We start from the raw sequence: 21371 nt of genomic DNA on the forward strand, positions 1-21371 counted from the left end.
AGCATAGCGCCGGCCGCCGCCAAGCGTCAAAGCCCCGCCCAGCCCGCTGTTGGATTTTCATCCAATGAAAATATCGGGCTTTTGTTTGACGGGGTTTCCGGGCCCTTCCTACCATGTGCCGCACAGAGTTTCGCTACGAAACCACTCCGGAGACAGCCCGATGAAATTCCTGCCTTTCGCGTGCGCCATGTTCGCCGCCACGCTGAGCGCCCTGCCCGCCGGCGCCGCCGAAACGTTCCCCTCGAAGCCGCTGCGCCTCGTCGTGCCATTCACGCCCGGCGGCACCACCGACATCCTCGCGCGGCTCGTCGCGCAAAAGACCGGCGAAGTCCTCGGCCAGTCGATCGTCGTCGACAACCGCCCCGGCGCGGGCGGCAATATCGGCGCGGAAGCGGTGGCGCGCAGCACGCCCGACGGCTACACGCTGCTGATGGGCACGCTCGGCACGCAGGTGACCAACCAGTTCATCTACGCGCGCATGCCGTACGACAGCGCAAAGGATTTCACGCCGGTCACGCTGGTCGCGAACTCGCCCAACGTGCTGCTGATCAACAGCACGCTCGACGCGCATTCGATCGGCGAACTGATCGCGCTGGCCAGGCGCGAACCGGGCAAGATCAACTATGCCTCGACGAGCACCGGCGGCTCGCCTCACCTCTCCGGCGAACTGCTGAACATGATGGCGGGCACGCGCATGCAGCACGTGCCGTACAAGGGCGCGGCGCCCGCAATGACGGACTTGCTCGCGGGGCAGGTCAACCTGATGTTCGACAACCTGCCGTCCGCGCTCGCGCAGATCCAGGCCGGAAAGGTCAAGGCGCTGGCCGTCACGGGCACGAAGCGTGCATCCGTGCTGCCATCGGTGCCCACCGTGCGCGAATCGGGCCTGCCCGGCTACGAGGTGAATTCGTGGTTCGGCCTGCTCGTGCCCGCGGGCACGCCGCCCGAGCGCGTGCGGCAGCTCCAGCAGGCGGTGGATAAGGTGCTCGCGATGCCCGAGGTCAAGCGGCGCATCGAGGAGCTCGGCGCGGAGCCCGGCGGCGAAGGCTCGGCCGCGTTCGCGAAGCAGATCGGCGGCGATACCGAGAAGTGGTCGCGCGTGATCCGCACCGCCGGCATCGTGGCGCAATAGCCATCGCCGTCGCCCGTCGATATCAACCAGGCAGACCATCATGACCCAACCCAGAACGCTGCGCATCGGCTCCGGCTCCGGCTGGTGGGGCGATCGCGTCGAACCCGCGGCGCTGTCCGCGCGCCTCGGCCGGCTCGACTACCTGTGCTTCGAAACGATGGCCGAGGCGACCGTCTCCGCCGCGCAGGTCCGCAAGCGCCGCGACCCGACCTTCGCCGGCTACGACACCTACCTCGACGAACGCATGCGCGCGGTGCTGCCGCACTGCATCGCCCATGGCACGCGCATCGTCAGCAACCAGGGATGGATCCACCCGCTCGGCGCGGCCCGGCGCGTGGCCGCGCTGTGCGAGGAACTCGGCCTGCCCGGCGTGAAGATCGCCGCGGTGACGACGACCGACCTGACAAAGACGATCTGCGAACTCGACCTGACGCTGCTGGAGAGCGGCAAGCCCGTCGCCACGCTCAAGGACACGCTGATCAGCGCGGAGCCCTATGAAGGCGCGGCACCGATCGTCGAGGCATTGCGCGCCGGCGCGCAGATCGTCATCACGGGCCGCGTGGCCGACCCGTCGCTGTTTCTCGCGCCGATGATCCACCATTTCGGATGGGCGGCCGACGATGTCGCGCGGCTGGCCAGCGGCAGCGCGATCGGCCATCTGCTCGAGTGCGGTGCGCAGGTGACGGGCGGCTACTTCGGCGACCCCGGCTACAAGGATGTGCCCGAGCCGTGGAACCTCGCGTTCCCGATCGCCGAGGTCGAGGCCGATGGCACCGCCATCATCGGCAAGGTGGACGGCACGGGCGGCCGTATCGATCTCGAGACCGTCAAGGAGCAGATGTTCTACGAGGTGCATGACCCGCGCCGCTATATCACGCCCGATGTCATCGTCGATTTCTCCACGGCGCGGCTCGAGCAGGCCGGGCCCGATCGCGTGCGGCTGAGCGGCGTGAGCGGCCAGCCGCGCACCGATACGCTCAAGGTCTCGCTCGGCTGCACGGAAGGCCATATCGGCGAGGACATGTTCTTCTATGCGGGGCCCGGTTGCCTCGGCAAGGCCGAACTGGCGAAGACCATCCTCGCCGAACGTTTTGCGCTGGCGAAGCTCGACGCGGAGGAACTGCGCATCGACTTTCTCGGCGTCAACGCCGTGCATGGCGCGGCGTCCCCGGTGCCGGCCTGCGAACCCAACGAGATTGCCGTGCGCGTGGCCGCGCGCACGCGCACACGCGAAGAAGCCGCCAAGGTGGGCCGCGAGATCGACAGCATGGCCGTCTGCGGGCTGGCGTCCACAGGCAAGCGCGTGCCGCATCAGGACCGCACGCGCGAGATCATCGGCGTATGGTCGGCGCTGGTGCCGCGCACGCTTGTCGCTTCCCACGTGCAGTTCGTCTGAAAGGAGACTCCGATGCGTGTTCCGCTGCGCCGCGTGGCGCATACCCGCTCCGGCGACAAGGGCAATACCTCGAACACGGCCGTCATCGCCTACGCGCCCGAGTTCTACCCCCACCTCAAGGCGCAGCTGACGGCCGCCGCGTTCAAGGCGCACTACGGCACGCTGATCGCCGGCGACGTGACGCGCCACGATGTCGATGGCCTGCAGGTGCTCAACTTCGTGGCCGAGGGTGCGCTGGGCGGCGGCGTATCGCGCAGCCTGGCCATCGACAATTACGGCAAGGCACTGGCCAGCGCGGTGCTGCGTTTCGAGGTAGAGATTCCCGAGGCGCTGGCGCCGTTGCTGCGCGGGCCCGGCGCGCGCGGGGATGCGCACTGAGGCTCGCCGGCCGACGCGAGCGTCCGTGCGGAGGTCCCGGCCCCCGGGCCCGTCGATGCACGGGTCCACGCGGTCGCGATCTGGCTCGCTTCCTGTCGGAGGCGGCGCGCGAGCGTGGCCTCGCGGGCGCGTAGCCGCGTGCTCAGCCCGGCCACGCTCAGCGCGCCGATCGGGTGCCCCTCGTGGTCGAGGATCGGCACCGCGATGCCGCCCATGCCGTCGATGACCCAGTCGAGGAACATCACGTGCCCGCGCGCATGCGCGGCGTCGATTTCGCCATCGATCGCCGCCACCGTGAGCCGCGGGTAGTTGACGAGCTTGCGCGCGGTCTGCTGCAGCCGCCGCGCGCGTTCCACGGCGGGCAGCCACGCGAGCACCGCCAGACTGCCCGCCCCGACGCCGAGGGGCCGTCGCGTGCCGACCGTGACGTAGTGCGCATGCACGGGATGCGTCCCCGGTTCGAGGTCCGAGCACACGGCCTCTCCGTGGCTCGCTTCCGTGAGCACGGCCGTGTCCTCGAATGCCTCGACAAGGCGTTGCAACGCGGGCCGCGCGAGCTGCCGCAGATCGACGCGCCGCTGGGCCACATCGGCGAGCTGGAAGATCTCGGGGCCGATGCCGTAGCGACGCCGATCGTCGCGTGTGGCAAACCCTTCCTGCACGAGCATGTCGAGCAGCCGCGACGCCGTGGCCGGGTCGAGACCGGTCGCGCGCGCCACGTCGCTCATGCGGCGGACCTCGGGGTCGGACAGCGCGCGCAGTACCGAAAGCGCGCGCTGGACCGGGGAAGGACGCGATGCCATGGTGGCCTCCGTCGATGGAACCGGTGCTAGGCGAATTGCAGCGCCGCGCCCGTCAGTTCCTGCAAACGGCCCGGCGTGACATCGGGTGCGAGTTCGATGACGCGCAGTCCATCCGGCGTCACGTCGATGACGGCAAGGTCCGTGATGATGCGGCTGACCACGTTCACGCCCGTCAGCGGCAGCGTGCACTGCGGCAGGATCTTGAGGTCGAAGCCGCCGTCTTTGCGCCGCGCCACGTGTTCCATGAGCACGACCACGCGCGCGACGCCGGCCACGAGGTCCATCGCGCCGCCCATGCCCTTGACCATCTTGCCCGGGATCATCCAGTTGGCCAGGTCCCCGCGTTCGCTGACCTGCATCGCGCCCAGGATGCTCAGGTTGATCTTGCCGCCGCGTACCATGGCAAACGCCTGGTCGCTGCTGACGATCGACGTGCCGCACACGGTCGTCACGGTCTGCTTGCCCGCGTTGATCAGGTCCGCATCGACCTCGTCTTCGGTCGGATACGGCCCGATGCCGAGCATGCCGTTTTCCGCCTGCAGCCAGACGTCGATATCGGCCGGCACATGGTTGGCGACGAGCGTCGGCAGCCCGATGCCGAGGTTCACGTAGAAGCCGTCCTGCAGTTCCGCGGCCGCGCGCGCGGCCATCTGTTCATGCGTCCATGGCATATCGGTGTCTCCTGCTCAGGCGGGGCGCGTGGTGCGCTTCTCGATGCGTTTCTCGGGATGGGCGTTGACGACGATGCGATGCACGTAGATGCCCGGCAGATGGATATCGTCGGGCGCGATCGCGCCGGTCTCCACGAGCCGCTCCACCTCGACGATGCAAAGCTTGCCGGCCATGGCCGCGGCCGGATTGAAGTTGCGCGCGGTATAGCGGAAGCGCAGATTCCCGGCGTGGTCGGCCACATCGGCCTTGATCAGCGCGACGTCGGGCACCAGCGAACGCTCCATCACGTACTGGCTGCCGTCGAACTCGCGCACCTCCTTGCCCTCGGCCACCATCGTGCCGACGCCCGTCTTCGTGAAGAAGGCCGGAATGCCGGCCCCGCCCGCGCGCAGCTTCTCGGCCAGCGTGCCCTGCGGCGTGAACTCGAGCTCGAGTTCGCCGGCCAGGTACTGGCGTTCGAACTCCTTGTTCTCGCCGACGTAGCTCGCGATCATCTTGCGGATCTGGCGCGTCTCCAGCAGCTTGCCGAGCCCGAAGCCGTCCACGCCCGCGTTGTTCGAGATCGCGGTCAGGTTCTGCACACCGCTGTCGCGCAGCGCGTCGATCAGCGCTTCCGGAATCCCGCATAGCCCGAAGCCACCGACCGCAATCGTCTGTCCGTCGTGCACGACGCCTTCCAGCGCCGCCGATGCGGAGCCGTAGATCTTGTTCATGTTCTTGTCTCCTGAAATGCGTTGTCTTGTTCTGGCTATCGCATGCTGGCGGTCTGCTCCCATGCCAGTTCGGCCACGCGCGCAAAGCGCTCGCCCATCGCCTGCGCGTCGGCGCTGGCCGCCGTGCCCCGCGCGGCGCGGCCCCTGATGCCGTGCAGGATCGCCGCGAAGCGGAACATATTGAAGGCGACGTAGAAGTCGAGGTCGGCGATGCCGTCGCGCCCGGTACGCGCGCAGTAGGCGGCCACGTAGTCGGCTTCGTCGGGCAAGCCCGTCGCGGCAAGATCGAGCCCGGCGATGCCGCCGAGAATGTCGCGCGGCATGCGGTACATCATCGCGTGGTAGGCAAAGTCGGCCAGCGGATCGCCCAGGGTGGACAGTTCCCAGTCGAGCACCGCGATCACGCGCGGCTCGGTCGGGTGAAAGATCATGTTGTCCACGCGGAAGTCGCCGTGCGTGATCGCCGTCGCGTCCGACGCCGGCAGATGCGCGGGCAGCCAATCGACCAGCCGGTCCATCGCCGGGTGCCGCCCGGCCAGTTCATCGGCAAGGTACTGCTTCGACCAGCGCTCGATCTGCCGCGCGACATAGCCACCGGGCCGGCCGTAGTCGCCGAGTCCGATGGACGCGTAGTCGATACCGTGGAGCGCGGCCAGCGTCGCGTTCATGGCGTCCAGATAGGCGGCGCGTTCGGCAACGGGCACCTCGGGGAAGCTCGCATCCCAGAAGATGCGGCCATCGACCATGTCCATCACGAAGAACCAGCTGCCGATGACCGTATCGTCGGTACACAGGCCATGCACGGCCGGCACCGGGAATCCCGTCTGGCCCAGTGCCGCCATCACGCGCGCTTCGCGCTCCACCGCATGCGCGCCCTTGACGAGCTCGCCGGGCGGCTTGCGCCGCAACACATAGTGTGCCTCCGGCGTGCGCAGCCGGTACGTGGGATTCGACTGGCCGCCGCTGAACTGGTCGATCCGCATCGGGCCCGCAAACCCGGCCACGTTCTCTTCCATCCAGCGCCGCAGCGCCGCTTCGTCGATGCGATGCTGCGCGCGCACGGCGACGGTGCCGCCGCCGCGCTCAGCCATGATGCGCGCCCTCCAGCGTGTCGCGCTTGATCTTCTTGGCCAGCGACCATTTGTGGACCTCGGTGGGGCCGTCGTAGATGCGGAACGCGCGCAGTTCGCGGAAGGCCTGCTCGACGATCGTGTCGCGCGACACGCCGTTGCCGCCGAGGATCTGCACGCAGCGGTCGGCCACGCGGAACAGCGCCTCCGATACGGCTACCTTCGCCATCGAGCTCTCGGTGGTCGCCGAAGACCCGTCGTCGAGCACGCCCGCGCACCAGTCGATCATCAGCGCGGCCTGCTGCAGGTCGATGAGGTTCTCCGCCAGCATGAAGCCCACGCCCTCGTGGTCGATCAGCAGCTTGCCGAAGGCCTTGCGCGTGGTCGCATAGGCGCGGGCGATCTCGTCCGCGCGCGCCACCGTGCCGAACCAGCGCATGCAGTGCGAGAGCCGCGCGGGCGAGAGCCGCACCTGCGCGTAGCGGAAGCCTTCGTGGGCTTCGCCGAGCACCTGGTCCGCCGGCACGCGCAGGTCGTCGATCAGCAGCTGCGCATGGCCGCCGGGCATCGAGCTGTCGATCGTATCGAGCACGCGTTCCAGGCGGATGGCCGGGTGCGGCAGATCCACGAGGAACATCGTGGCCTGCGCGCGTTCGCCGTCGCCGGTGCGCGCCATCACGATGCCGACCTTCGCGCCTTCCGCGCCCGTAATGAACTTCTTGCGGCCGCGGATCACCCACTCGTTGCCATCCTGCACCGCGCGGGTCTGGAGCATCGACGGGTCCGAGCCCGCGCCGCCCTCCTCGGCCGGCTCGGTCATGAAGAAGGCCGAGCGGGCCTCGCCGCTGACCAGCGGCGCGAGAAAGCGCGCTTTCTGCGCGGCGGTGCCGACCTTGCCGATCAGGAACATGTTGCCCTCGTCGGGCGCCATCGTGTTGACGGCCACGGGGCCGAGCGGCGACAGGCCCGAGCGCTTGAGCACCGCGGCCGTCTCGCGCTGCGTCAGGTGCGAACCGTCGGGCAGGATATGGGGCGTCATCACGCCCGCGGCGCGCGCCTTCGCGCGGAGCTCCTCGACCAGCTCGGCCGAGGGGCCGTGCGATGCGGCGCGCGGGTCCTGCTCGTACGGCACGACCACATCGCGCACGAAGCGCTCGACGCGGTCCGCGATCTCGCGGCTTCTATCGGTGGGACACGGCGTAAACATGGAAATCCTTGATGTCGATGCGTTCAGGTTCAGAGGGTGTTGACGAGGTGCCCGCCGTCCACGGCGATCACCGCGCCCGTCATATAGCGCGAGGCATCGGAAGCCAGCAGCAGCAACGGACCGTCGAGGTCCTGCAGCTGGCCGAGCCGACGCTGCGGAATGCGCGTGATGAGCGCGCGGCCGGCATCGGTCTGCCAGAAATCGCGATTGAGTTCCGTATCGATATAGCCCGGCGCGATCGCGTTGACGCGAATGCCGTGGCGCGCCCATTCGAGCGCGAGCGACTGCGTGAGCTGCACGACGCCGGCCTTGGACACCGCATACGACACGACGCCGCCCGCCTGCCGCAGGCCCAGGATCGACGCGATATTCACGATGCTGCCGCCCCCGCGCTCGCGCATGCCGGCCGCCAGTGCCTGCGCGACGAAGAACATGCCCTTGAGGTTCGTGTCGATCACGAGGTCCCAGTCGGCCTCGGTATGCCGGAGTGCCGCGCCTTCGCGCACGAGTCCCGCGTTGTTGATCAGGATGTCGATGGGCCCGGCCGCCTCCACCATGGCCGCGCGCGAGGCGGCGTCCGTCACATCCAGCGCCACGCATTGGGCCTTGCCATAGGGCTCGAGCTGCCGCGCCACCTGTTCCAGCGCGTCCACGCGCCGTGCCGCCAGCACCACTTCGGCGCCCTGCGCGGCCAGGCGTTGAGCAAAGTGCGCGCCCAGCCCGCTCGATGCGCCCGTCACCAGTGCGCGCTTGCCCCGGAGGCCCAGCAGCGTGTCCGTCATTCATCGTCTCCGTCGTTTTTTATGTCAGGACGAAATTGTAGGATGATTTCATCCTATGTCAACGATGGAAAGTCCGGGGGCAATCCATTAGAATCGCCGTCGTGACCCTATCTACCGCCCCTCTCCCCCTCTCGCCCGCCAATGACGCCGCCGGCCGCAGCGCGTCGGACCAAGTGTTCTTCGGCATCCTGAAGGGCCTCGAGCTCGGCAGCTTCGTGCCGGGCCAGCGGCTCGTGGAGACGGACCTCGTGACCGAGTTCGGCGTGGGACGCAATTCCGTGCGTGAAGCGCTGCAGCGGCTGGCCGCCGAAGGCATCGTCGAGCTGCCGCGCCATCGCGGCGCCATGATCCGGCGCCTGAGCCTGCAGGACACGCTCGATGTGCTGGATGTGGCCGAACGCATGACCGGCCTGCTCGCGCGCACGGCCGCGCGTGGCAGCGGCGATCGCGCGCATGCGCAGACGTTGCGCGCGGCGGTGCAGGAGCTCGTGAGTGCGGAGAAAGCGGAGCGAAGCCGGAGCGACGAGGCGCGTGGCGCCGTGGTGTCCTTCTCGACCGCGCGGCGGCGTTTCTACCGCGCGCTGCTCGATATGGGCGGCAATCAGGAACTGCGCCGGCTGTTCCCGACCATCCATATGCCGATCGTCCATGCGCAGCATCGGCTCACGTCGCTGCAGCAAATGCGGCTGACGGACTACCGCCGCATCGCCACGGCGGTGCTCGCCGGCAGCGCCGACGAGGCGGAAGCCGCCGGCGCCGCGCACGTGCAGAACGTGCGAGAGGCCATTCTGGCGGATCGCCAGCCGTAGATCGCACGGCGGGCCGACGGCACGAAAGGCAGGGCCTCAATCCCGCATCGGTGCCAGCGCCGCGGCGAACGCCTTCGCCATGAACTCGCGATCGGAGCCCGTCGTGAAATTGCGCGCGCCGCGCGCGACCCATTGCAGCCGCTCGGCGCGCATCGCCGCCGCATCGGCCGGGCGCAGCCGCGTGACGTACGGCACGCCAGCCCGCTCGGCCGCCGCGACGAACGTCTCGAAGATATCGCCGATGACGCGGCCATATCGATCGCCATCGAGCCCCATCTCGTGCGCGAGGTCGAAGCGGCCGAGCGCGACCATATCGATGCCCGGCACGGCGAGGATCGCATCGAGGTTGGCCAGCCCCTCCTCGCTCTCGACGAGCAGCGTGACCATGACGTTCTCGTTGGACCATGCCACATACCGATCCCATTCGGCCGCGCCCCGCCCCCGTGCCGCGCGGACGGTCGGGCATGCCCCGCGCATGCCGCCGTCGCCATCGACGCGAAAGCGCACGGCCGCCACCGCGGCCACGGCCTGCGCGGCCGTGCGCACGTCGGGCACATAGACGCCCATCGCGCCCGCCTCGACGGCCTTGCGCGCTTCCGACGCGCGATGATCGGGCACCCGCACCACGGGACAGATGCCGCTCGCCTCGGCCGCGCGGATCAGCGCCACGGTCTCGCCGTAGCCGAACGGCCCGTGCTCCTGGTCGATAATCGCGTAGTCGTAGCCGGCGGCCGCGGCAATCTCCACGCAATCGGGGCTCGCAGTCTGGATATACATGCCGGCGATGCATTCGCCAGCGGCCAGCTTGACGCGCAGCGGATTCGGTGCGGGATACATGCGCCTCCTTATTTGGCGGCCATGCCGACTTCGGCGGCCACGCGCCGGAAGCGCGTGATCTCTTCCTGCTGCAGCTTCTGCATCTGCGCGGGGGTCAGCGGAATGCCCTCGCTCCCCTTGGGCGCATAGAGCGTGCGGATGGTCGCATCGCTCGTCATCACCGAGCGGATCATCTCCCCGAGCTTCGCGCGAATGGGCGCGGGCGTGTCGGTGCGCACGTAGAACGCATTCCAGCTGTACTGCGAGAACTCGGAGATACCGCTCTCCTTGATGGTCGGAATCGACGGGAAGTCCGCATGTCGCGTATCGCCGGTAACCGCGAGCGCGCGCAGCTTGCCCGAGCGGATCAGCGTCGAGGCGCCGCCGAGGTCCACCATGCCGAAGTCGAGCTGGTTGCCGATGACCTCAGTCATCACCTGACCCTGGCCCTTGTACGGCACGTTGGTGAACTTCACGCCGGCCAGCTTGGCGAGCCACGCGCCCGTCAGCGCGAGCGTGGGCGAGAACGTGCCCATGTTGAGCCCCGCCGGCGACGCCTTCGCCTTCGCGACGAGGTCGGCAAACGTGTTGAGCTTCGAATCGTTGGCCACGAGAATCACGTTCATGTTGCGGCCATACCCGGTCAGCGGCACGAAGTCGCGCATCGGGTCGTATTGCAGGTCCGCGTTGATGGCCGGGTTGACGGTCATCGGCCCGATGCTGCCCTGCAGGATCGTGTAGCCGTCCGCGGGCAGCGCCTTGACCGCCATGATGCCGATGGCGCCATCGGCGCCGGGCCGGTTCTCGACGATGACGGGCTGGCCGAGCATCGGCGACATCTTCTCCGCGTAGAACCGCGCGGTGGCATCGGCACCGCTGCCACCGGTGAACGGCACGATGATGCGGATCGGGCGGTTCGGCCAGCTGTCGCCAGTCTTCTCGCCAGTCCTGTCGTTGGCCCATGCCGACGTGCCCGCGCCGGCCAGGGTTGCGCCCAGCAGCGATCCAAAGGCGCCGCACGCGGTTAGGCAAAAGCTGCGTCTCGTGGTCATAACCTGTCTCCTCTAATTATCATGGTGTCGCGCGGGGGGCGCTCAGTGCGCCTGCGGCAGAAACTGGCGTTCGAGTTCCTCCACGTCGTCGAAGCCGATCCATCGCTTGAAGTCCATCTCGCGCATCGGGGCGATCGGCACCGCCTCCGGCTGCAGCGTCCGGCGCAGCGCGGCCAGATTGCTCTGCAACGCCGCGGCCGCGGTCAGCAGCGGCAGCAGCGGAAACGTGCAGATACCGCCGAGCGCTTCGATCTGCTGCGTCGTGAGGTTGCGCTGCAGCTTGCCGAGCAGCGAGATCGCGAGCGGCCGCTGCACGGCCTCGCGCAATTGCACCAACCCCTCGAACGAGTCGAAACACTTGCTGATGGGCTTGATCACATCGGCACCGGCCGCCGCATAGGCCTTGCCGCGCGCGAACGCTTCCTCGGGCGTGCGCGCATCGGTCCGCGCGATGATCGCCATCGACGGATCGCGCCGCGCCGCCACGGCCGCGCGAATCTTGCCGACCGCCTCGTCGAGCGGCAGCAGCGATGTGGCATCGCTGACGGCCGGGCACTTCTTGGGCGAGATCTGGTCCTCGAGCGTCACGGATGCCGCCCCCGCGGCCTCGAACTCGCGCACGGTGCGCATCACGTTGATCGCATTGCCGTAGCCGGTATCGCAGTCGGCCATCACGGGCACCGGCACCGCGTGGCAGACCGCGCGCACGACCGACAGGTTCTCGGTCATCGTGTAGAGCTCCGTGTCCGGCATGCCGAGCATCGACGCCGATACGCCAAAGCCGCTGACGACCACGGCCTCGAATCCCGCATGGACGATCATGCGCGCGCTCAGCGCGTCGTACGCGCCGGGCACCCAGAGCGTGCGGCCGGACTCGAGCCGCAGCCGCATCTGCACGCGGCGCGCGGTAACGGTAGGCAGGTCTTGCAGCATCGCGAACTCCTCAGGGGTGGGCATCGGCCGGTACGAGCGCCCGCGCCAGCACCAGACCCGGTTGATCGATCGTCGCGCACAGCACGGTGCCCGTGGACGACTCGGTGCAGTAGACCGTGCGCCGTCCTTCGCCGCCAAAGGCGACGTTGGTCACCGACGTGCCGGCCGGACTGCGCAACACCATGACCGGTTCCGCGCGCGCATTGAGCACCCACACGTGGCCCAGCCCGGGGTTGGCGGCCAGCAGCAGGCCATCGCGCGTCATCGCCAGACCATCGGGTCCGGCAGGGCCGTACGAGGTAAAGAACACGCCGACCTTCGATACGCCGCCGTCCGCATGCAGCGGCACGCGCCAGATGGCATTGGCGCGCGTCACGCCCAGATAGAGCACGCGCTCGTCCGGCGACAGGCACACGCCGTTCGGGCTCGGAATGTTGTCGACGAGGACGTCGAGCCTGCCGTCGGGCGAAAGACGGTAAAGCCGCCCCGCGGGATCGTGCATGCCCGACTGGCCCTGGTCGGTGAAATACAGGTTGCCCGCGCGATCGAAGACCAGATCGTTGAGGCCCTTGAAGCTCTCGCTGTGCCGGCGCGACAGATGGGGCACCACGCTGCCGTCACGCACGTCGATGCGCATGAGGCCGCGCCGGTAGTCGGCCGCGATCAGATGATCGTCGTCGTAGAACTTCAGCCCATTGGGCTCGCCGTCATACTGCGCGACCAGTGTCCATTCGCCGTGGGGCGCGATGCGAAAGATGCGGCCGTGGGGGATATCGCAGACATAGAGGTTGCCCGCGCGGTCGAACACGGGGCCTTCCAGGAACGAATCGACGGGATGGCCCGGCCGGTTGATCCGGCCCCACTCGGACACCGTCTCGCGGCGGAAGCGGTCCGGCAGCCGGGTAAAGATTTCCGCGTCCTGCACGACGGGCGGCTTCGGCGGAAACATTGCATGCATGCTCGTCATTCGGGCTGGATATTCGCGTTGGCGGCCACCGACTTCCAGCGGCCCACTTCATTGCGCATGAACGTCGCGAACTCCGCGCTCGGCATGCCGCCCACCTCCGCGCCGATGGACGCGTAATACGCGCGCACATCCTCGCCTTCCATCGCCTTGGCCACCTGCTTCTGCAGGAACGCGACGATCTCCGGCGGCGTGCCCCTGGGCGCGGCCAGCCCGGTCCAGTAGCGCATCTGGTAGTCGATGCCCGATTCGCCGAACGTCGGCACCTTGGGCAGGACGTCCAGCCGATGCGCGCCGCTGACCGCCAGCGCGCGCAGCTTGCCGGCCTGCACGAGCGTCAGCGCCGACGACGGCCCGCCCATCACGATATCGACGGTGCCCGCGGCCACGGCGGCCACCGCCTCGCCCGCCCCCTTGAACGGGATATGGCGCAGCTGAATGCCCGCGGCCTGCGCGAACTGCTCGCACGCGAAATGCAGCGAGCTGCCGACCCCGCCCGTGCCGTACGTCACCTCGCCCGGATGCGCCCTGGCATAGCGCACGAGTTCCGCCACCGTGTCGAAGCGCGTATTGGGTCCCGCCGCAAGCACCGCGGGCGACACCGACGTCGTGGTGATGGGCACGAAGTCGTTCGCGTGGTCCCACGCGAGCGTCTTGAATACGTACGGAAGCATCGTGTACGAGCCGTCGTTCGCCAGCAGCGTGGTGCCGTCCGGCGTGGCGCGCGCGACCTGCGCGATGCCGATGGTGCCGCTCGCGCCAGCCTTGTTCTCGACGAAGAACGTGTTGCCGGTCTGCTCGGTGAGCTTCTGCGCGATGCGCCGCGACATGGCGTCGAGGCCGCCACCGGGCGCGAACGGTACGACGATGCGAACCGGTTTGGAGGGATAGGACTGGCCGTGCGCGAAGGCGGATGCGCAGGCCAGCAGCAGCGTCGCGAGCAGGCGCGCGCTGCCGAATCGCTTGACGATGGGCTTCACGATGATGTCTCCCGGGAGGGGTGGGTTGTGCTGCTGTTTTTGCTTTGCTTGAGAACGATTATCAAAGCAGCGCACGGTCCGCGGCACCCGTCCCGCCCGGTAAAACTCCACAATGCGGAGTTTTATTCGATCAGCCCCATCCGGCGGGCTTCGCGATGGAGCCGTTCGCGCAGCAGCGCGGCGGTCTCGTCGAGCACGGGACCCGACAGCCGCGTGCTGAGCCCCGAGACGCAGATGGAGAGGTAGGGCACCGGCCCCGGCACCGTGAGGCCGACCACGGACACGCCGCGGATCGTCAGCGCCTGCAGCAGCGCATAGCCGCGCGCGCGGCCGCTGTCCACGAGCGCCTGGACGCCGGCCGAATCGAGCCCGTAGTACGGATAGCGCGTCGCATTGCGCGCGAGGGCATAGGCCACCTCGTCCTGCGGCATCGACATCAGGATGGCCAGTCCGCCCGCGCCCGCGCCGAGCGGCCGCCGCACGCCGACGTCGATCGGATGCGCCTGCACGGGCTGCGAGCCCATTGCCACATCCATGCAGACCGAGTCGCAGCCGTTGCGCCGGTTCAGGTAGATGGTCTCGCCCGTGATCGCGGCCAGATCCAGCACGACGGGCCGCCAGTGCGCGACGTCCAGCGACGTCTCGAGGCCGGTCAGCATGCCGAACTCGTGCGCGAGCTGGCCGAACACGATGCGGCTCGACCGCTCGTTGCGCGCGAGCATGCCGTTGGCCACGAGCCCCTGCACGATGCGCACGACCGTCGCCTCGGCCAGCCCCGCCGCCGCGACGATCTCCTTGAGCCGCATGCCCGTGCGCCCGCCCATCGCGACGACGCGCAGGATATCGAGCGCGCGCTCGATGCTCTGGGTACCGGTGCGGCGCTCAGCCATCTTGCTGTGCCGCGAGTTCCGCCAGCTCTGCCTCCACTTCGGCCGCGCCCGCGAGCAATACGAGGTCGGCAATCGCCTTGCCGCCGGCCGAGACGTGCGTGCGCATGGCGTCCGCGGCGGCATCGGCCTGCCCCGCGAGCATCGCCTCCACCACGAAGCCGTGCTCGCGGTACGAGCTCGGCACGCGCGCGTCGTTGATCAGCCCCTTGCCCTGCCAGTAGATCGCGAGCCGGCGCCGCAGCTGGATGATCTGCTCCGACAGGAACGGGTTGGCCGCGGCCTGATAAACCACCTCGTGGAACCGCCGATTGGCCTCGACGTACGCGGCCGTGTCGCCGCGCGCAACCGTCGTGCCCGCTTCCTCGTGCGCGCGCGCCAGTGCCTGGCGACCCGACGCCGTCATGCGTTGCGTGGCCAGCCGCGCGACCACGCCCTCCATTTCCGCGAGCGTCTCGAACATGGCGACGAGCTCGGCCGCGCTCGGGCGATGCACAAACATGCCGGCGCGCGGCACGATGGTCACGAGCCCCTGCGCCGCCAGCATCAGCAAGGCCTCGCGCACCGGTGTGCGCGAACTGTCGAACTGCTCGGCCAGCCCTTTTTCGTCGATCTGTGCGCCGGGACGCAGCGCGCCGCTCTGGATGGCGGCAATGATGCTTTCTCGAATGCGATCCTGTAACGATTGCACGGGTATACCCCTGTTCGTCCTTAACAAAAATATCTATAGGCTGCGCAAATATATCAATTCGAGTCTGAGATATTACGGCAATGGATGATAGCAAACCCGTTCTGACCGTGGAGGGCCGCATCGCCACCGTGTCGCTGCAGCGCCCCGCCGTGGCCAACCGGCTGTCTCCCGAAGACGTACGTACGTTGCGCGACCACGTGACGGCCGTCAATGAGATGGAACACGTACTCGTTCTGCGCTTCACTGGCGCCGGCAAATATTTCTGCAGCGGCTACGACATCGGCGCACTGGCCGGCAAGGCGGACGAGGGAGCCGTCAACTTCGGCGACGCGATGGACGTCATCGAGCAGGCGCGCCCCATCACGATCGCGGCCATCCACGGCGGCGTCTATGGCGGCGCGACCGATCTCTGCCTGGCTTGCGACTTCCGCATCGGCGTGCCCGACTGCGACATGTTCATGCCCGCGGCCCGGCTCGGCCTGCACTTCTATCGCGGCGGCCTGGAGCGTTACGTATCGCGGCTCGGCCTCAACGCGGCCAAGCATCTGTTCCTGACCACCGACCGCATCGACGCGCAGACGATGCTGCGCATCGGCTTCCTGACCGAGATCGTGCCCGCCGACGGGCTGCAGGCGCGCGTCGGCGAACTGTCCACGCAGCTGGCCTCGATGGCGCCGATCTCGCTGCTCGGCATGAAGCGGCACCTGAACGCGATCGCGCGCGGGGAGCTCGACGCGGCGGCGCTGGCGCGCGACCAGCATCGGTCGGAAACGTCGCAGGACCTTCGCGAAGGCGCGGCCGCGTGGAAAGAAAAGCGCGCACCGGTTTTCACGGGCAAGTAGTCGGCACGGAAAGTCAGCACGGAAATCGCAGCATGTTTGGGCAATGACCAGCAGTGGCGAGACAGCCACGGAGGAGACACGCATGACCCAGCAGTTGCATCACCGCAAGATCGCCGTCACGGCACTCATGGCAGCGGCGCTCGTGCCGATGGCGGCCGCCGCGCAGAACGCCGCGGCCGGCTATCCGAACAAACCCATCCGCCTCGTCATCGGCTTTCCGCCCGGCGGCGGCGCGGACAACTCCGCGCGGCTGTACGGCGACGCGCTGAGCCGCGAGCTCGGCCAGCCCGTGGTCGTCGATAACCGCCCCGGCGCGGGCACCACCATCGCGGCCGAATTCGCCGCCAAGTCCGCCCCCGACGGCTATACGCTGCTGATCGCCACCGCGAGCCTGATGGGCGGGGACAAGGTCATGTACCCGAAGATCAGATATGAAGCGTCCGACTTCGCGCCGATCACGAAGCTCTCGGCCGCGCCGCTGATCCTCGCCGTCAACAAGGACGCCGGCATCAAGAGCGTGACGGACCTGATCGCGCAGGCGAAGGCCAGGCCGGGCAAGCTCAACTACTCGTCGTCGGGCAATGGCGTGATCACGCATCTGGCCGCCGTGTATTTCACCAAGCTCGCCCACGTGGAGATGACCCATGTGCCGTACAAGGGCGGCGCGCCTTCGGCACAGGCCGTCGCGGCCGGCGACGTGCAGCTGACGTTCGGCACCGCGCCGTCGGTCAAGCCGATGATCGACACGCACAAGGTCATTCCGCTCGCGGTGACGTCGATGCAGCGCTCGAACTCGAGTCCGCAATTGCCGACCATCGACGAAAGCGGCCTCAAGGGCTATGACCTCTCCGTCTGGTACGGCCTGTTCGCGCCCGCGAAAACCCCGCCCGAGATCATCGACAAGCTCTACGCGGCCACCGCGAAGGTCATGTCCGATCCGGAACTCAAGAAACGCTTCCTGGTGCAGGGCGACGAGATCTCGATCTCCTCGTCGGTCGCCGAATTCCGCGAGTTCGCCGCGCGCGAAGGCAAGGTCGGCGTGGACCTCGCGGTCTCCAGCGGCGCAAAGATCGATTGAGCAGGAGCCACGCTTCATGACGCAGGACACCTCGCAGCAACTTCCGCTGGCCGGCATCACCGTCGTCGATCTGACGCGCGTGCTCTCGGGCCCCTACTGCACGATGATGCTCGCGGACCTGGGCGCGCGCGTGATCAAGATCGAGAACCCCGACGGCGGCGACGACTCGCGGCAGGTCGGGCCGTTCGTCGATGGCGAGTCCGCGTACTTCGCCTCGATCAACCGCAACAAGCAGTCGATCGCGCTCGACCTCAAGCGGGCGGAAGACCGCGCGGTACTCGACCGCATGCTGGAGTCGGCGGACGTGCTCGTGGAAAACTTCCGCGCGGGCGTCATGGAGCGTCTGGGCTATACGTGGGAGGCACTGCACGCGCGCCATCCGCGGCTGGTCTTCGCGTCGATCTCGGGCTTTGGACAGACCGGGCCTTATCGCAACCGACCCGCCTACGACATGGTCGTGCAGGCGATGGGCGGCCTGATGAGCGTCACGGGCGAGGCCGGTGGCAACCCCGCGCGCGTGGGCGTATCCATCGGCGATATCGGCGCGGGACTCTACGCGACCATCGGCATCCAGTCCGCGTTGCTCAAGCGCGTGCGGACGGGGCTTGGCGAGCGCGTCGATATCTCGATGCTCGACTGCCAGGTGGCGCTGCTCGAGAATCCGATCGCCCGGTACTCGGCCACGGGGAACGTGCCCGCACCGCTCGGCACGCGGCATCCGTCCATCACGCCGTTCGACATGTTCGCCACCGGCGACGGATTCATCGTCATCGCCGTGGGCAACGATGCGCTGTTCGCCAAGCTGTGCGAAGCGCTCGACCGCCCCGAGTGGATACGCGATGCGCGCTTCGCCAATGTGCCGGCGCGCAACGCGCATCACGTCGCGCTCAAGGCCGTGCTCGAGGAACGCCTGGGCCACGACACTACCGCGCACTGGGAAGCGGCGCTGGAAGCCGCGGGCGTACCGCACGGCCCGCTCAACGGCGTGCCGCAGATCCTCGACAACCCGCATGTGGCGGCGCGCGAGATGCTGCTCGATATCGGCATCGGCGACGACAAGACGCTGCGCGTCGCGGGCAACCCCGTCAAGGTGGGTTCGGCGGGCGCGCTGCGCGACGTGCGCAACCCGCCCGCGCTCGATCGGGACCGCGAGGCGTTGCTGCGCGAGTTCGGCAACAACGCCTGACGCGCCTGTACTGCCAGATCAGTCGAGTGCCTTGTCGTTCGGGGTCTTGAACAGCGCCTTCATGTCTTCCGACAGCGGGAAGTCGAGGTTCAGCCCCTTCGGCGGCACGGCCGCCTGGAACCACTTGGTGTACATCGTCTTGATCTCGCCGTCCTTCATCAGGCCGGCAATCACGTTGTCCGACAGCTTCTTGAACGGCGCGTCGTCCTTGCGCAGCATGCAGCCATAGGCCTCACGCGACTGCGGCTTGCCGACGACGACCCAGTCGTTCACGTTGCGGGCCTTCGCGCGCTCGCCGAACAGTAGCGCATCGTCCATCATGAACGCCACGGCACGGCCGGACTCCAGCGTCAGGAACGACTGGCCATGGTCCTTCGTGCTGATGATGTTCATGCCCATCTGCTGCTCGTCGTTCATCTTGCGCAGCAGGCGCTCGGACGTCGTGCCGGCCGTCGTCACGACGTTCTTGCCCTTGAGGTCGGCCCAGTCCTTGATGCCGCTGCTCTTGTTCACCATCATGCGCGTGCCGATGATGAAGATGGTGTTCGTGAACGACACCTGCTTCTGGCGCTCGAGGTTGTTCGTGGTCGAACCGCACTCGATGTCGATCGTGCCGTTCTGCAGCAGCGTGATGCGGTTCTGCGCGGTGATCGGAATCTCCTTCACCTGCAGGTTCGGCAGCTTCAGTTGCTCCTTGATGGCCTCCACGATCTTCGTGTTGATATCGTAGGAATACCCCACCTGGCGCACGCCACCGAGGTTGTAGTTGAACGGAATCGAGGAATCCCGCACACCCAGCGTGATGACACCCGTATCTTTGATTTTTTGCAGCGTGCCCGTGAGCGGCTCGGCGGCTTGTGCTGCGCCGCTCAACATACCTGCCGCGACCATCAGGCTAGCCAGCTTGGCAAAACTCATTACGACTCCTTGACCTTGTTTGACCTCGTTGACCCCTCGTTGACCCAAGGGGAGCACGATGTGCAGCAAGATCGATGCCTGCCGCGCGCACCGCAACGGGGCATCGCGCCAGCCGTGCCGGATGCGGCTTATTTGAGGCTTATCCGAGGCTTTCGGCATTCATGGGATACCATGTGGCTTGCGCAGCCGCGATCCGCCAAAGCGCGACGCCCTTCCCAATCATGCGAAAGCCGGCGCCACGCCCGTTTTCAGCCCGCTAGGTAAATGCCCGCTGAATGGACCACAACATCTCCCTCATCACCACGCTCGCTGCCGGTTTCGGTATTGCACTGATCCTTGGCTTTATCGCCGAGCGCCTCAAGGTTCCGGCTCTGGTCGGCTACCTCCTTGCCGGCATCATCATCGGCCCGGCCACGCCGGGCTTCGTTGCCGACGTCAACCTCGCTTCCCAGCTTTCCGAGATCGGCGTGATGCTGCTGATGTTCGGTGTGGGGCTGCATTTTTCATTGAGTGACCTGCTTGCGGTCAAGCGCATCGCCGTGCCCGGCGCCGTCGCGCAGATGACGCTGGCCACCGTGCTCGGCATGGGTATCGCCTGGTGGTGGGGCTGGAGCTGGGGGGCGGGGCTGATCTTCGGCCTGTCCCTGTCCTGCGCGAGCACCGTGGTACTGCTCAAGGCGCTGGAGACGCGCGGCGTGCTCGAGAGCATGAATGGCCGGATCGCCGTGGGCTGGCTCGTGGTGGAGGATCTGGCCACGGTGCTGGTGCTCGTGCTGCTGCCGCCGCTGGCCGGCGTGCTCGGCGGCGACATGGCCGGTGCCGCGGGCGCGGCCGGCACGCCCGGCGCGCATACCGCCGCGGCCGCGGCCGAAGCGGCCGGTGGCGACCTCTGGCTCACGATCGGCAAGACGCTGCTGCAGGTGGCCGCGTTCGTGGCCGTGATGCTCGTGGCCGGCCGCCGCATTCTGCCGTGGCTGCTGTGGCAGGTCTCGCGCACCGGTTCGCGCGAGCTGTTCACGCTGTCCGTCGTCGCGTCCGCCATCGGTATCGCCTATGGCGCGGCCGAGCTGTTCAGCGTGTCGTTCGCGCTGGGCGCGTTCTTCTCGGGCATGGTCATGCGCGAGTCCGAGTTCAGCCATCGCGCGGCCGAGGAATCGCTGCCGCTGCGCGATGCGTTCTCGGTGCTGTTCTTCGTGTCGGTCGGCATGCTGTTCGACCCGCATATCCTGATCGAGGAACCGATTCATGTGCTCGGCGTGGTGCTGATCATCATGTTCGGCAAGTCCATCGCGGCGCTGGCCCTGGTGCTGGCCTTCCGTTATCCGCTCAATACGGCGCTGACGGTATCGGCCAGCCTGGCGCAGATCGGCGAGTTCTCGTTCATTCTGGCCGGGCTCGGGCTGTCGCTGAAGCTGCTGCCGCAGGAAGGCATGAGCCTCGTGCTGGCGGGCGCGCTGATCTCGATTGCGCTGAATCCGGTGCTGTTTGCGTGCATCGAGCCGCTACGCAAGTGGATACTCGAGAAATCGGAACTGGCGCGCCGGCTCGAACAGCGCGAGGATCCGTACGCCGAACTGCCGATGACGACCGAGCGCAAGTACCTCGAGGGTCAGGTGGTGCTGGTGGGCTACGGCCGCGTGGGCCGCCGGATCGCCGCGGCGCTGGAGTCGAACGGCGTGCCGTACGTGGTGGCCGAACAGAACCGCGAACTGGTGGAGAGCCTGCGCAAGCGCGGTATCGCCGCGGTGTCGGGCGATGCGGTGGATCCTGCCGTTCTCATTCAGGCGCATATCGCGAACGCGGCGCTGCTGGTGGTGGCCACGGCCAACCCGCTCGACGTGCGCCAGATGGCCAATATCGCGCGCGCGCTGAACCCGACGATCGAGATCGTGCTGCGCACGCATAGCGAGGAAGAGTCCGCGCTGCTCAACAAGGAGGGCGTGGGCAAGGTGTTCTTCGGCGAGGAAGAGCTTGCCAAGGGGATGTCGGGCCATGTGCTGGCCCGGTTTGCACCGAGGACGCACGCCGCCTGATCACGGGCGCCCCCCCTCTCGCCCTCTCC

At 67.9% G+C, this 21371-nt stretch carries 22 protein-coding genes; 8 read left to right on the forward strand and 14 right to left on the reverse strand.

The genetic code is table 11. The features are described 5' to 3' along the window. Positions 1-160: 160 nt before the first annotated feature. Genes FOB72_RS08570 through FOB72_RS08580 form a run of 3 tightly spaced genes read left to right on the forward strand, consistent with a single transcriptional unit; the run spans position 161 to position 2906 of the window. Positions 161-1132 carry a Bug family tripartite tricarboxylate transporter substrate binding protein gene (locus FOB72_RS08570; RefSeq protein WP_223851270.1) on the forward strand — a complete coding sequence of 324 codons (972 nt, stop codon included), beginning with the start codon at positions 161-163 and terminating at the stop codon, positions 1130-1132. A 40-nt stretch (positions 1133-1172) separates the two neighbouring features. Continuing rightward, the gene (locus tag FOB72_RS08575) at positions 1173-2528 is read left to right on the forward strand and encodes an acyclic terpene utilization AtuA family protein (protein ID WP_150372133.1); all 1356 of its coding nucleotides are present in this window, start codon (positions 1173-1175) and stop codon (positions 2526-2528) included. A gap of 12 nt (positions 2529-2540) precedes the next feature. Then, positions 2541-2906, forward strand: a complete 366-nt coding sequence (locus FOB72_RS08580) for a hypothetical protein (protein ID WP_150372134.1) — start codon at positions 2541-2543, stop codon at positions 2904-2906. Here the strand turns inward: FOB72_RS08580 and FOB72_RS08585 are convergent. Genes FOB72_RS08585 through FOB72_RS08610 form a run of 6 tightly spaced genes read right to left on the reverse strand, consistent with a single transcriptional unit; the run spans position 2801 to position 8153 of the window. After that, complete coding sequence (locus tag FOB72_RS08585) at positions 2801-3709, reverse strand: IclR family transcriptional regulator (RefSeq protein WP_150372135.1); 909 nt, start codon at positions 3707-3709, stop codon at positions 2801-2803. The two genes, FOB72_RS08580 and FOB72_RS08585, sit on opposite strands and share 106 nt — an antisense overlap. A 26-nt stretch (positions 3710-3735) precedes the next feature. Next, positions 3736-4380 (reverse strand): 3-oxoacid CoA-transferase subunit B, encoded by a 645-nt coding sequence (locus tag FOB72_RS08590; RefSeq protein WP_150372136.1) that lies wholly within the window; start codon positions 4378-4380, stop codon positions 3736-3738. Between the two features lie 15 nt (positions 4381-4395). Next, a complete protein-coding gene (locus tag FOB72_RS08595) occupies positions 4396-5094 on the reverse strand; it encodes a CoA transferase subunit A (RefSeq protein WP_150372137.1) in 699 nt (232 codons plus the stop codon). Positions 5095-5129: 35 nt separating this feature from the next. Then, a complete protein-coding gene (locus FOB72_RS08600) occupies positions 5130-6185 on the reverse strand; it encodes a phosphotransferase (RefSeq protein ID WP_150372138.1) in 1056 nt (351 codons plus the stop codon). Then, entirely contained in the window at positions 6178-7371 is a 1194-nt protein-coding gene (locus FOB72_RS08605; RefSeq protein WP_150372139.1) for an acyl-CoA dehydrogenase family protein, read from the reverse strand. Before FOB72_RS08605 ends, FOB72_RS08600 begins: the two co-directional genes overlap by 8 nt. Before the next feature lie 29 nt (positions 7372-7400). Beyond that, on the reverse strand, positions 7401-8153 hold the full coding sequence (locus tag FOB72_RS08610) for an SDR family NAD(P)-dependent oxidoreductase (protein ID WP_150372140.1): 753 nt from the start codon (positions 8151-8153) through the stop codon (positions 7401-7403). A gap of 101 nt (positions 8154-8254) precedes the next feature. Between FOB72_RS08610 and FOB72_RS08615 the strand changes: the two genes are divergently transcribed. Beyond that, the gene (locus tag FOB72_RS08615; RefSeq protein WP_223851271.1) at positions 8255-8962 is read left to right on the forward strand and encodes a GntR family transcriptional regulator; all 708 of its coding nucleotides are present in this window, start codon (positions 8255-8257) and stop codon (positions 8960-8962) included. A gap of 36 nt (positions 8963-8998) precedes the next feature. Here the strand turns inward: FOB72_RS08615 and FOB72_RS08620 are convergent, their stop codons facing one another. The 7 genes from FOB72_RS08620 to FOB72_RS08650 form a co-directional block, all read right to left on the reverse strand. Continuing rightward, positions 8999-9799 carry an HpcH/HpaI aldolase family protein gene (locus FOB72_RS08620; RefSeq protein ID WP_150372141.1) on the reverse strand — a complete coding sequence of 267 codons (801 nt, stop codon included), beginning with the start codon at positions 9797-9799 and terminating at the stop codon, positions 8999-9001. An 8-nt stretch (positions 9800-9807) separates the two neighbouring features. Continuing rightward, complete coding sequence (locus FOB72_RS08625) at positions 9808-10830, reverse strand: Bug family tripartite tricarboxylate transporter substrate binding protein (RefSeq protein WP_150372142.1); 1023 nt, start codon at positions 10828-10830, stop codon at positions 9808-9810. A 42-nt stretch (positions 10831-10872) separates the two neighbouring features. Next, positions 10873-11763 (reverse strand): oxaloacetate decarboxylase, encoded by an 891-nt coding sequence (locus tag FOB72_RS08630; RefSeq protein WP_150372143.1) that lies wholly within the window; start codon positions 11761-11763, stop codon positions 10873-10875. Between the two features lie 10 nt (positions 11764-11773). Continuing rightward, entirely contained in the window at positions 11774-12712 is a 939-nt protein-coding gene (locus FOB72_RS08635; RefSeq protein ID WP_150373813.1) for an SMP-30/gluconolactonase/LRE family protein, read from the reverse strand. Between the two features lie 14 nt (positions 12713-12726). Beyond that, positions 12727-13707: a Bug family tripartite tricarboxylate transporter substrate binding protein gene (locus FOB72_RS08640; protein ID WP_223851272.1), complete on the reverse strand. Its 981-nt coding sequence runs from the start codon at positions 13705-13707 to the stop codon at positions 12727-12729. A gap of 122 nt (positions 13708-13829) precedes the next feature. Beyond that, on the reverse strand, positions 13830-14597 hold the full coding sequence (locus FOB72_RS08645) for an IclR family transcriptional regulator (protein WP_191002113.1): 768 nt from the start codon (positions 14595-14597) through the stop codon (positions 13830-13832). Continuing rightward, positions 14590-15285 carry a GntR family transcriptional regulator gene (locus tag FOB72_RS08650; protein ID WP_150372145.1) on the reverse strand — a complete coding sequence of 232 codons (696 nt, stop codon included), beginning with the start codon at positions 15283-15285 and terminating at the stop codon, positions 14590-14592. Before FOB72_RS08650 ends, FOB72_RS08645 begins: the two co-directional genes overlap by 8 nt. A gap of 80 nt (positions 15286-15365) precedes the next feature. Between FOB72_RS08650 and FOB72_RS08655 the strand changes: the two genes are divergently transcribed. From FOB72_RS08655 to FOB72_RS08665, 3 genes are all read left to right on the forward strand, one after another. Next, positions 15366-16127 carry an enoyl-CoA hydratase/isomerase family protein gene (locus FOB72_RS08655; protein ID WP_150372146.1) on the forward strand — a complete coding sequence of 254 codons (762 nt, stop codon included), beginning with the start codon at positions 15366-15368 and terminating at the stop codon, positions 16125-16127. 82 nt (positions 16128-16209) lie between these two features. Beyond that, a complete protein-coding gene (locus FOB72_RS08660; RefSeq protein WP_223851273.1) occupies positions 16210-17205 on the forward strand; it encodes a tripartite tricarboxylate transporter substrate binding protein in 996 nt (331 codons plus the stop codon). A 16-nt stretch (positions 17206-17221) separates the two neighbouring features. Beyond that, positions 17222-18391, forward strand: a complete 1170-nt coding sequence (locus FOB72_RS08665; protein ID WP_150372147.1) for a CaiB/BaiF CoA transferase family protein — start codon at positions 17222-17224, stop codon at positions 18389-18391. Between the two features lie 18 nt (positions 18392-18409). Here the strand turns inward: FOB72_RS08665 and FOB72_RS08670 are convergent, their stop codons facing one another. Beyond that, positions 18410-19309: a glutamate/aspartate ABC transporter substrate-binding protein gene (locus tag FOB72_RS08670; protein WP_150372148.1), complete on the reverse strand. Its 900-nt coding sequence runs from the start codon at positions 19307-19309 to the stop codon at positions 18410-18412. A 275-nt stretch (positions 19310-19584) separates the two neighbouring features. On the opposite strand from FOB72_RS08670, the gene ybaL reads away from it, so the two are divergent. Next, positions 19585-21342, forward strand: coding sequence for a YbaL family putative K(+) efflux transporter (gene ybaL / locus FOB72_RS08675; protein WP_150372149.1), 1758 nt, complete (start codon positions 19585-19587; stop codon positions 21340-21342). Positions 21343-21371 lie beyond the last annotated feature (29 nt).

The organism is Cupriavidus pauculus, assembly GCF_008693385.1.
Classification (GTDB): Bacteria; Pseudomonadota; Gammaproteobacteria; order Burkholderiales; family Burkholderiaceae; genus Cupriavidus; species Cupriavidus pauculus_D.

What these genes read in the sequence shown, in the direction of transcription:
- FOB72_RS08570 (WP_223851270.1), top strand. Translation starts at nt 161, where the DNA reads ATGAAATTCCTGCCTTTCGCGTGCGCCATGTTCGCCGCCACGCTGAGC.
- FOB72_RS08575 (WP_150372133.1), top strand. Translation starts at nt 1,173, where the DNA reads ATGACCCAACCCAGAACGCTGCGCATCGGCTCCGGCTCCGGCTGGTGG.
- FOB72_RS08580 (WP_150372134.1), top strand. Translation starts at nt 2,541, where the DNA reads ATGCGTGTTCCGCTGCGCCGCGTGGCGCATACCCGCTCCGGCGACAAG.
- FOB72_RS08585 (WP_150372135.1), bottom strand. Translation starts at nt 3,709, where the DNA reads ATGGCATCGCGTCCTTCCCCGGTCCAGCGCGCGCTTTCGGTACTGCGC.
- FOB72_RS08590 (WP_150372136.1), bottom strand. Translation starts at nt 4,380, where the DNA reads ATGCCATGGACGCATGAACAGATGGCCGCGCGCGCGGCCGCGGAACTG.
- FOB72_RS08595 (WP_150372137.1), bottom strand. Translation starts at nt 5,094, where the DNA reads ATGAACAAGATCTACGGCTCCGCATCGGCGGCGCTGGAAGGCGTCGTG.
- FOB72_RS08600 (WP_150372138.1), bottom strand. Translation starts at nt 6,185, where the DNA reads ATGGCTGAGCGCGGCGGCGGCACCGTCGCCGTGCGCGCGCAGCATCGC.
- FOB72_RS08605 (WP_150372139.1), bottom strand. Translation starts at nt 7,371, where the DNA reads ATGTTTACGCCGTGTCCCACCGATAGAAGCCGCGAGATCGCGGACCGC.
- FOB72_RS08610 (WP_150372140.1), bottom strand. Translation starts at nt 8,153, where the DNA reads ATGACGGACACGCTGCTGGGCCTCCGGGGCAAGCGCGCACTGGTGACG.
- FOB72_RS08620 (WP_150372141.1), bottom strand. Translation starts at nt 9,799, where the DNA reads ATGTATCCCGCACCGAATCCGCTGCGCGTCAAGCTGGCCGCTGGCGAA.
- FOB72_RS08625 (WP_150372142.1), bottom strand. Translation starts at nt 10,830, where the DNA reads ATGACCACGAGACGCAGCTTTTGCCTAACCGCGTGCGGCGCCTTTGGA.
- FOB72_RS08630 (WP_150372143.1), bottom strand. Translation starts at nt 11,763, where the DNA reads ATGCTGCAAGACCTGCCTACCGTTACCGCGCGCCGCGTGCAGATGCGG.
- FOB72_RS08635 (WP_150373813.1), bottom strand. Translation starts at nt 12,712, where the DNA reads ATGTTTCCGCCGAAGCCGCCCGTCGTGCAGGACGCGGAAATCTTTACC.
- FOB72_RS08645 (WP_191002113.1), bottom strand. Translation starts at nt 14,597, where the DNA reads ATGGCTGAGCGCCGCACCGGTACCCAGAGCATCGAGCGCGCGCTCGAT.
- FOB72_RS08655 (WP_150372146.1), top strand. Translation starts at nt 15,366, where the DNA reads ATGGATGATAGCAAACCCGTTCTGACCGTGGAGGGCCGCATCGCCACC.
- FOB72_RS08660 (WP_223851273.1), top strand. Translation starts at nt 16,210, where the DNA reads ATGACCCAGCAGTTGCATCACCGCAAGATCGCCGTCACGGCACTCATG.
- FOB72_RS08665 (WP_150372147.1), top strand. Translation starts at nt 17,222, where the DNA reads ATGACGCAGGACACCTCGCAGCAACTTCCGCTGGCCGGCATCACCGTC.
- FOB72_RS08670 (WP_150372148.1), bottom strand. Translation starts at nt 19,309, where the DNA reads ATGAGTTTTGCCAAGCTGGCTAGCCTGATGGTCGCGGCAGGTATGTTG.
- ybaL (WP_150372149.1), top strand. Translation starts at nt 19,585, where the DNA reads ATGGACCACAACATCTCCCTCATCACCACGCTCGCTGCCGGTTTCGGT.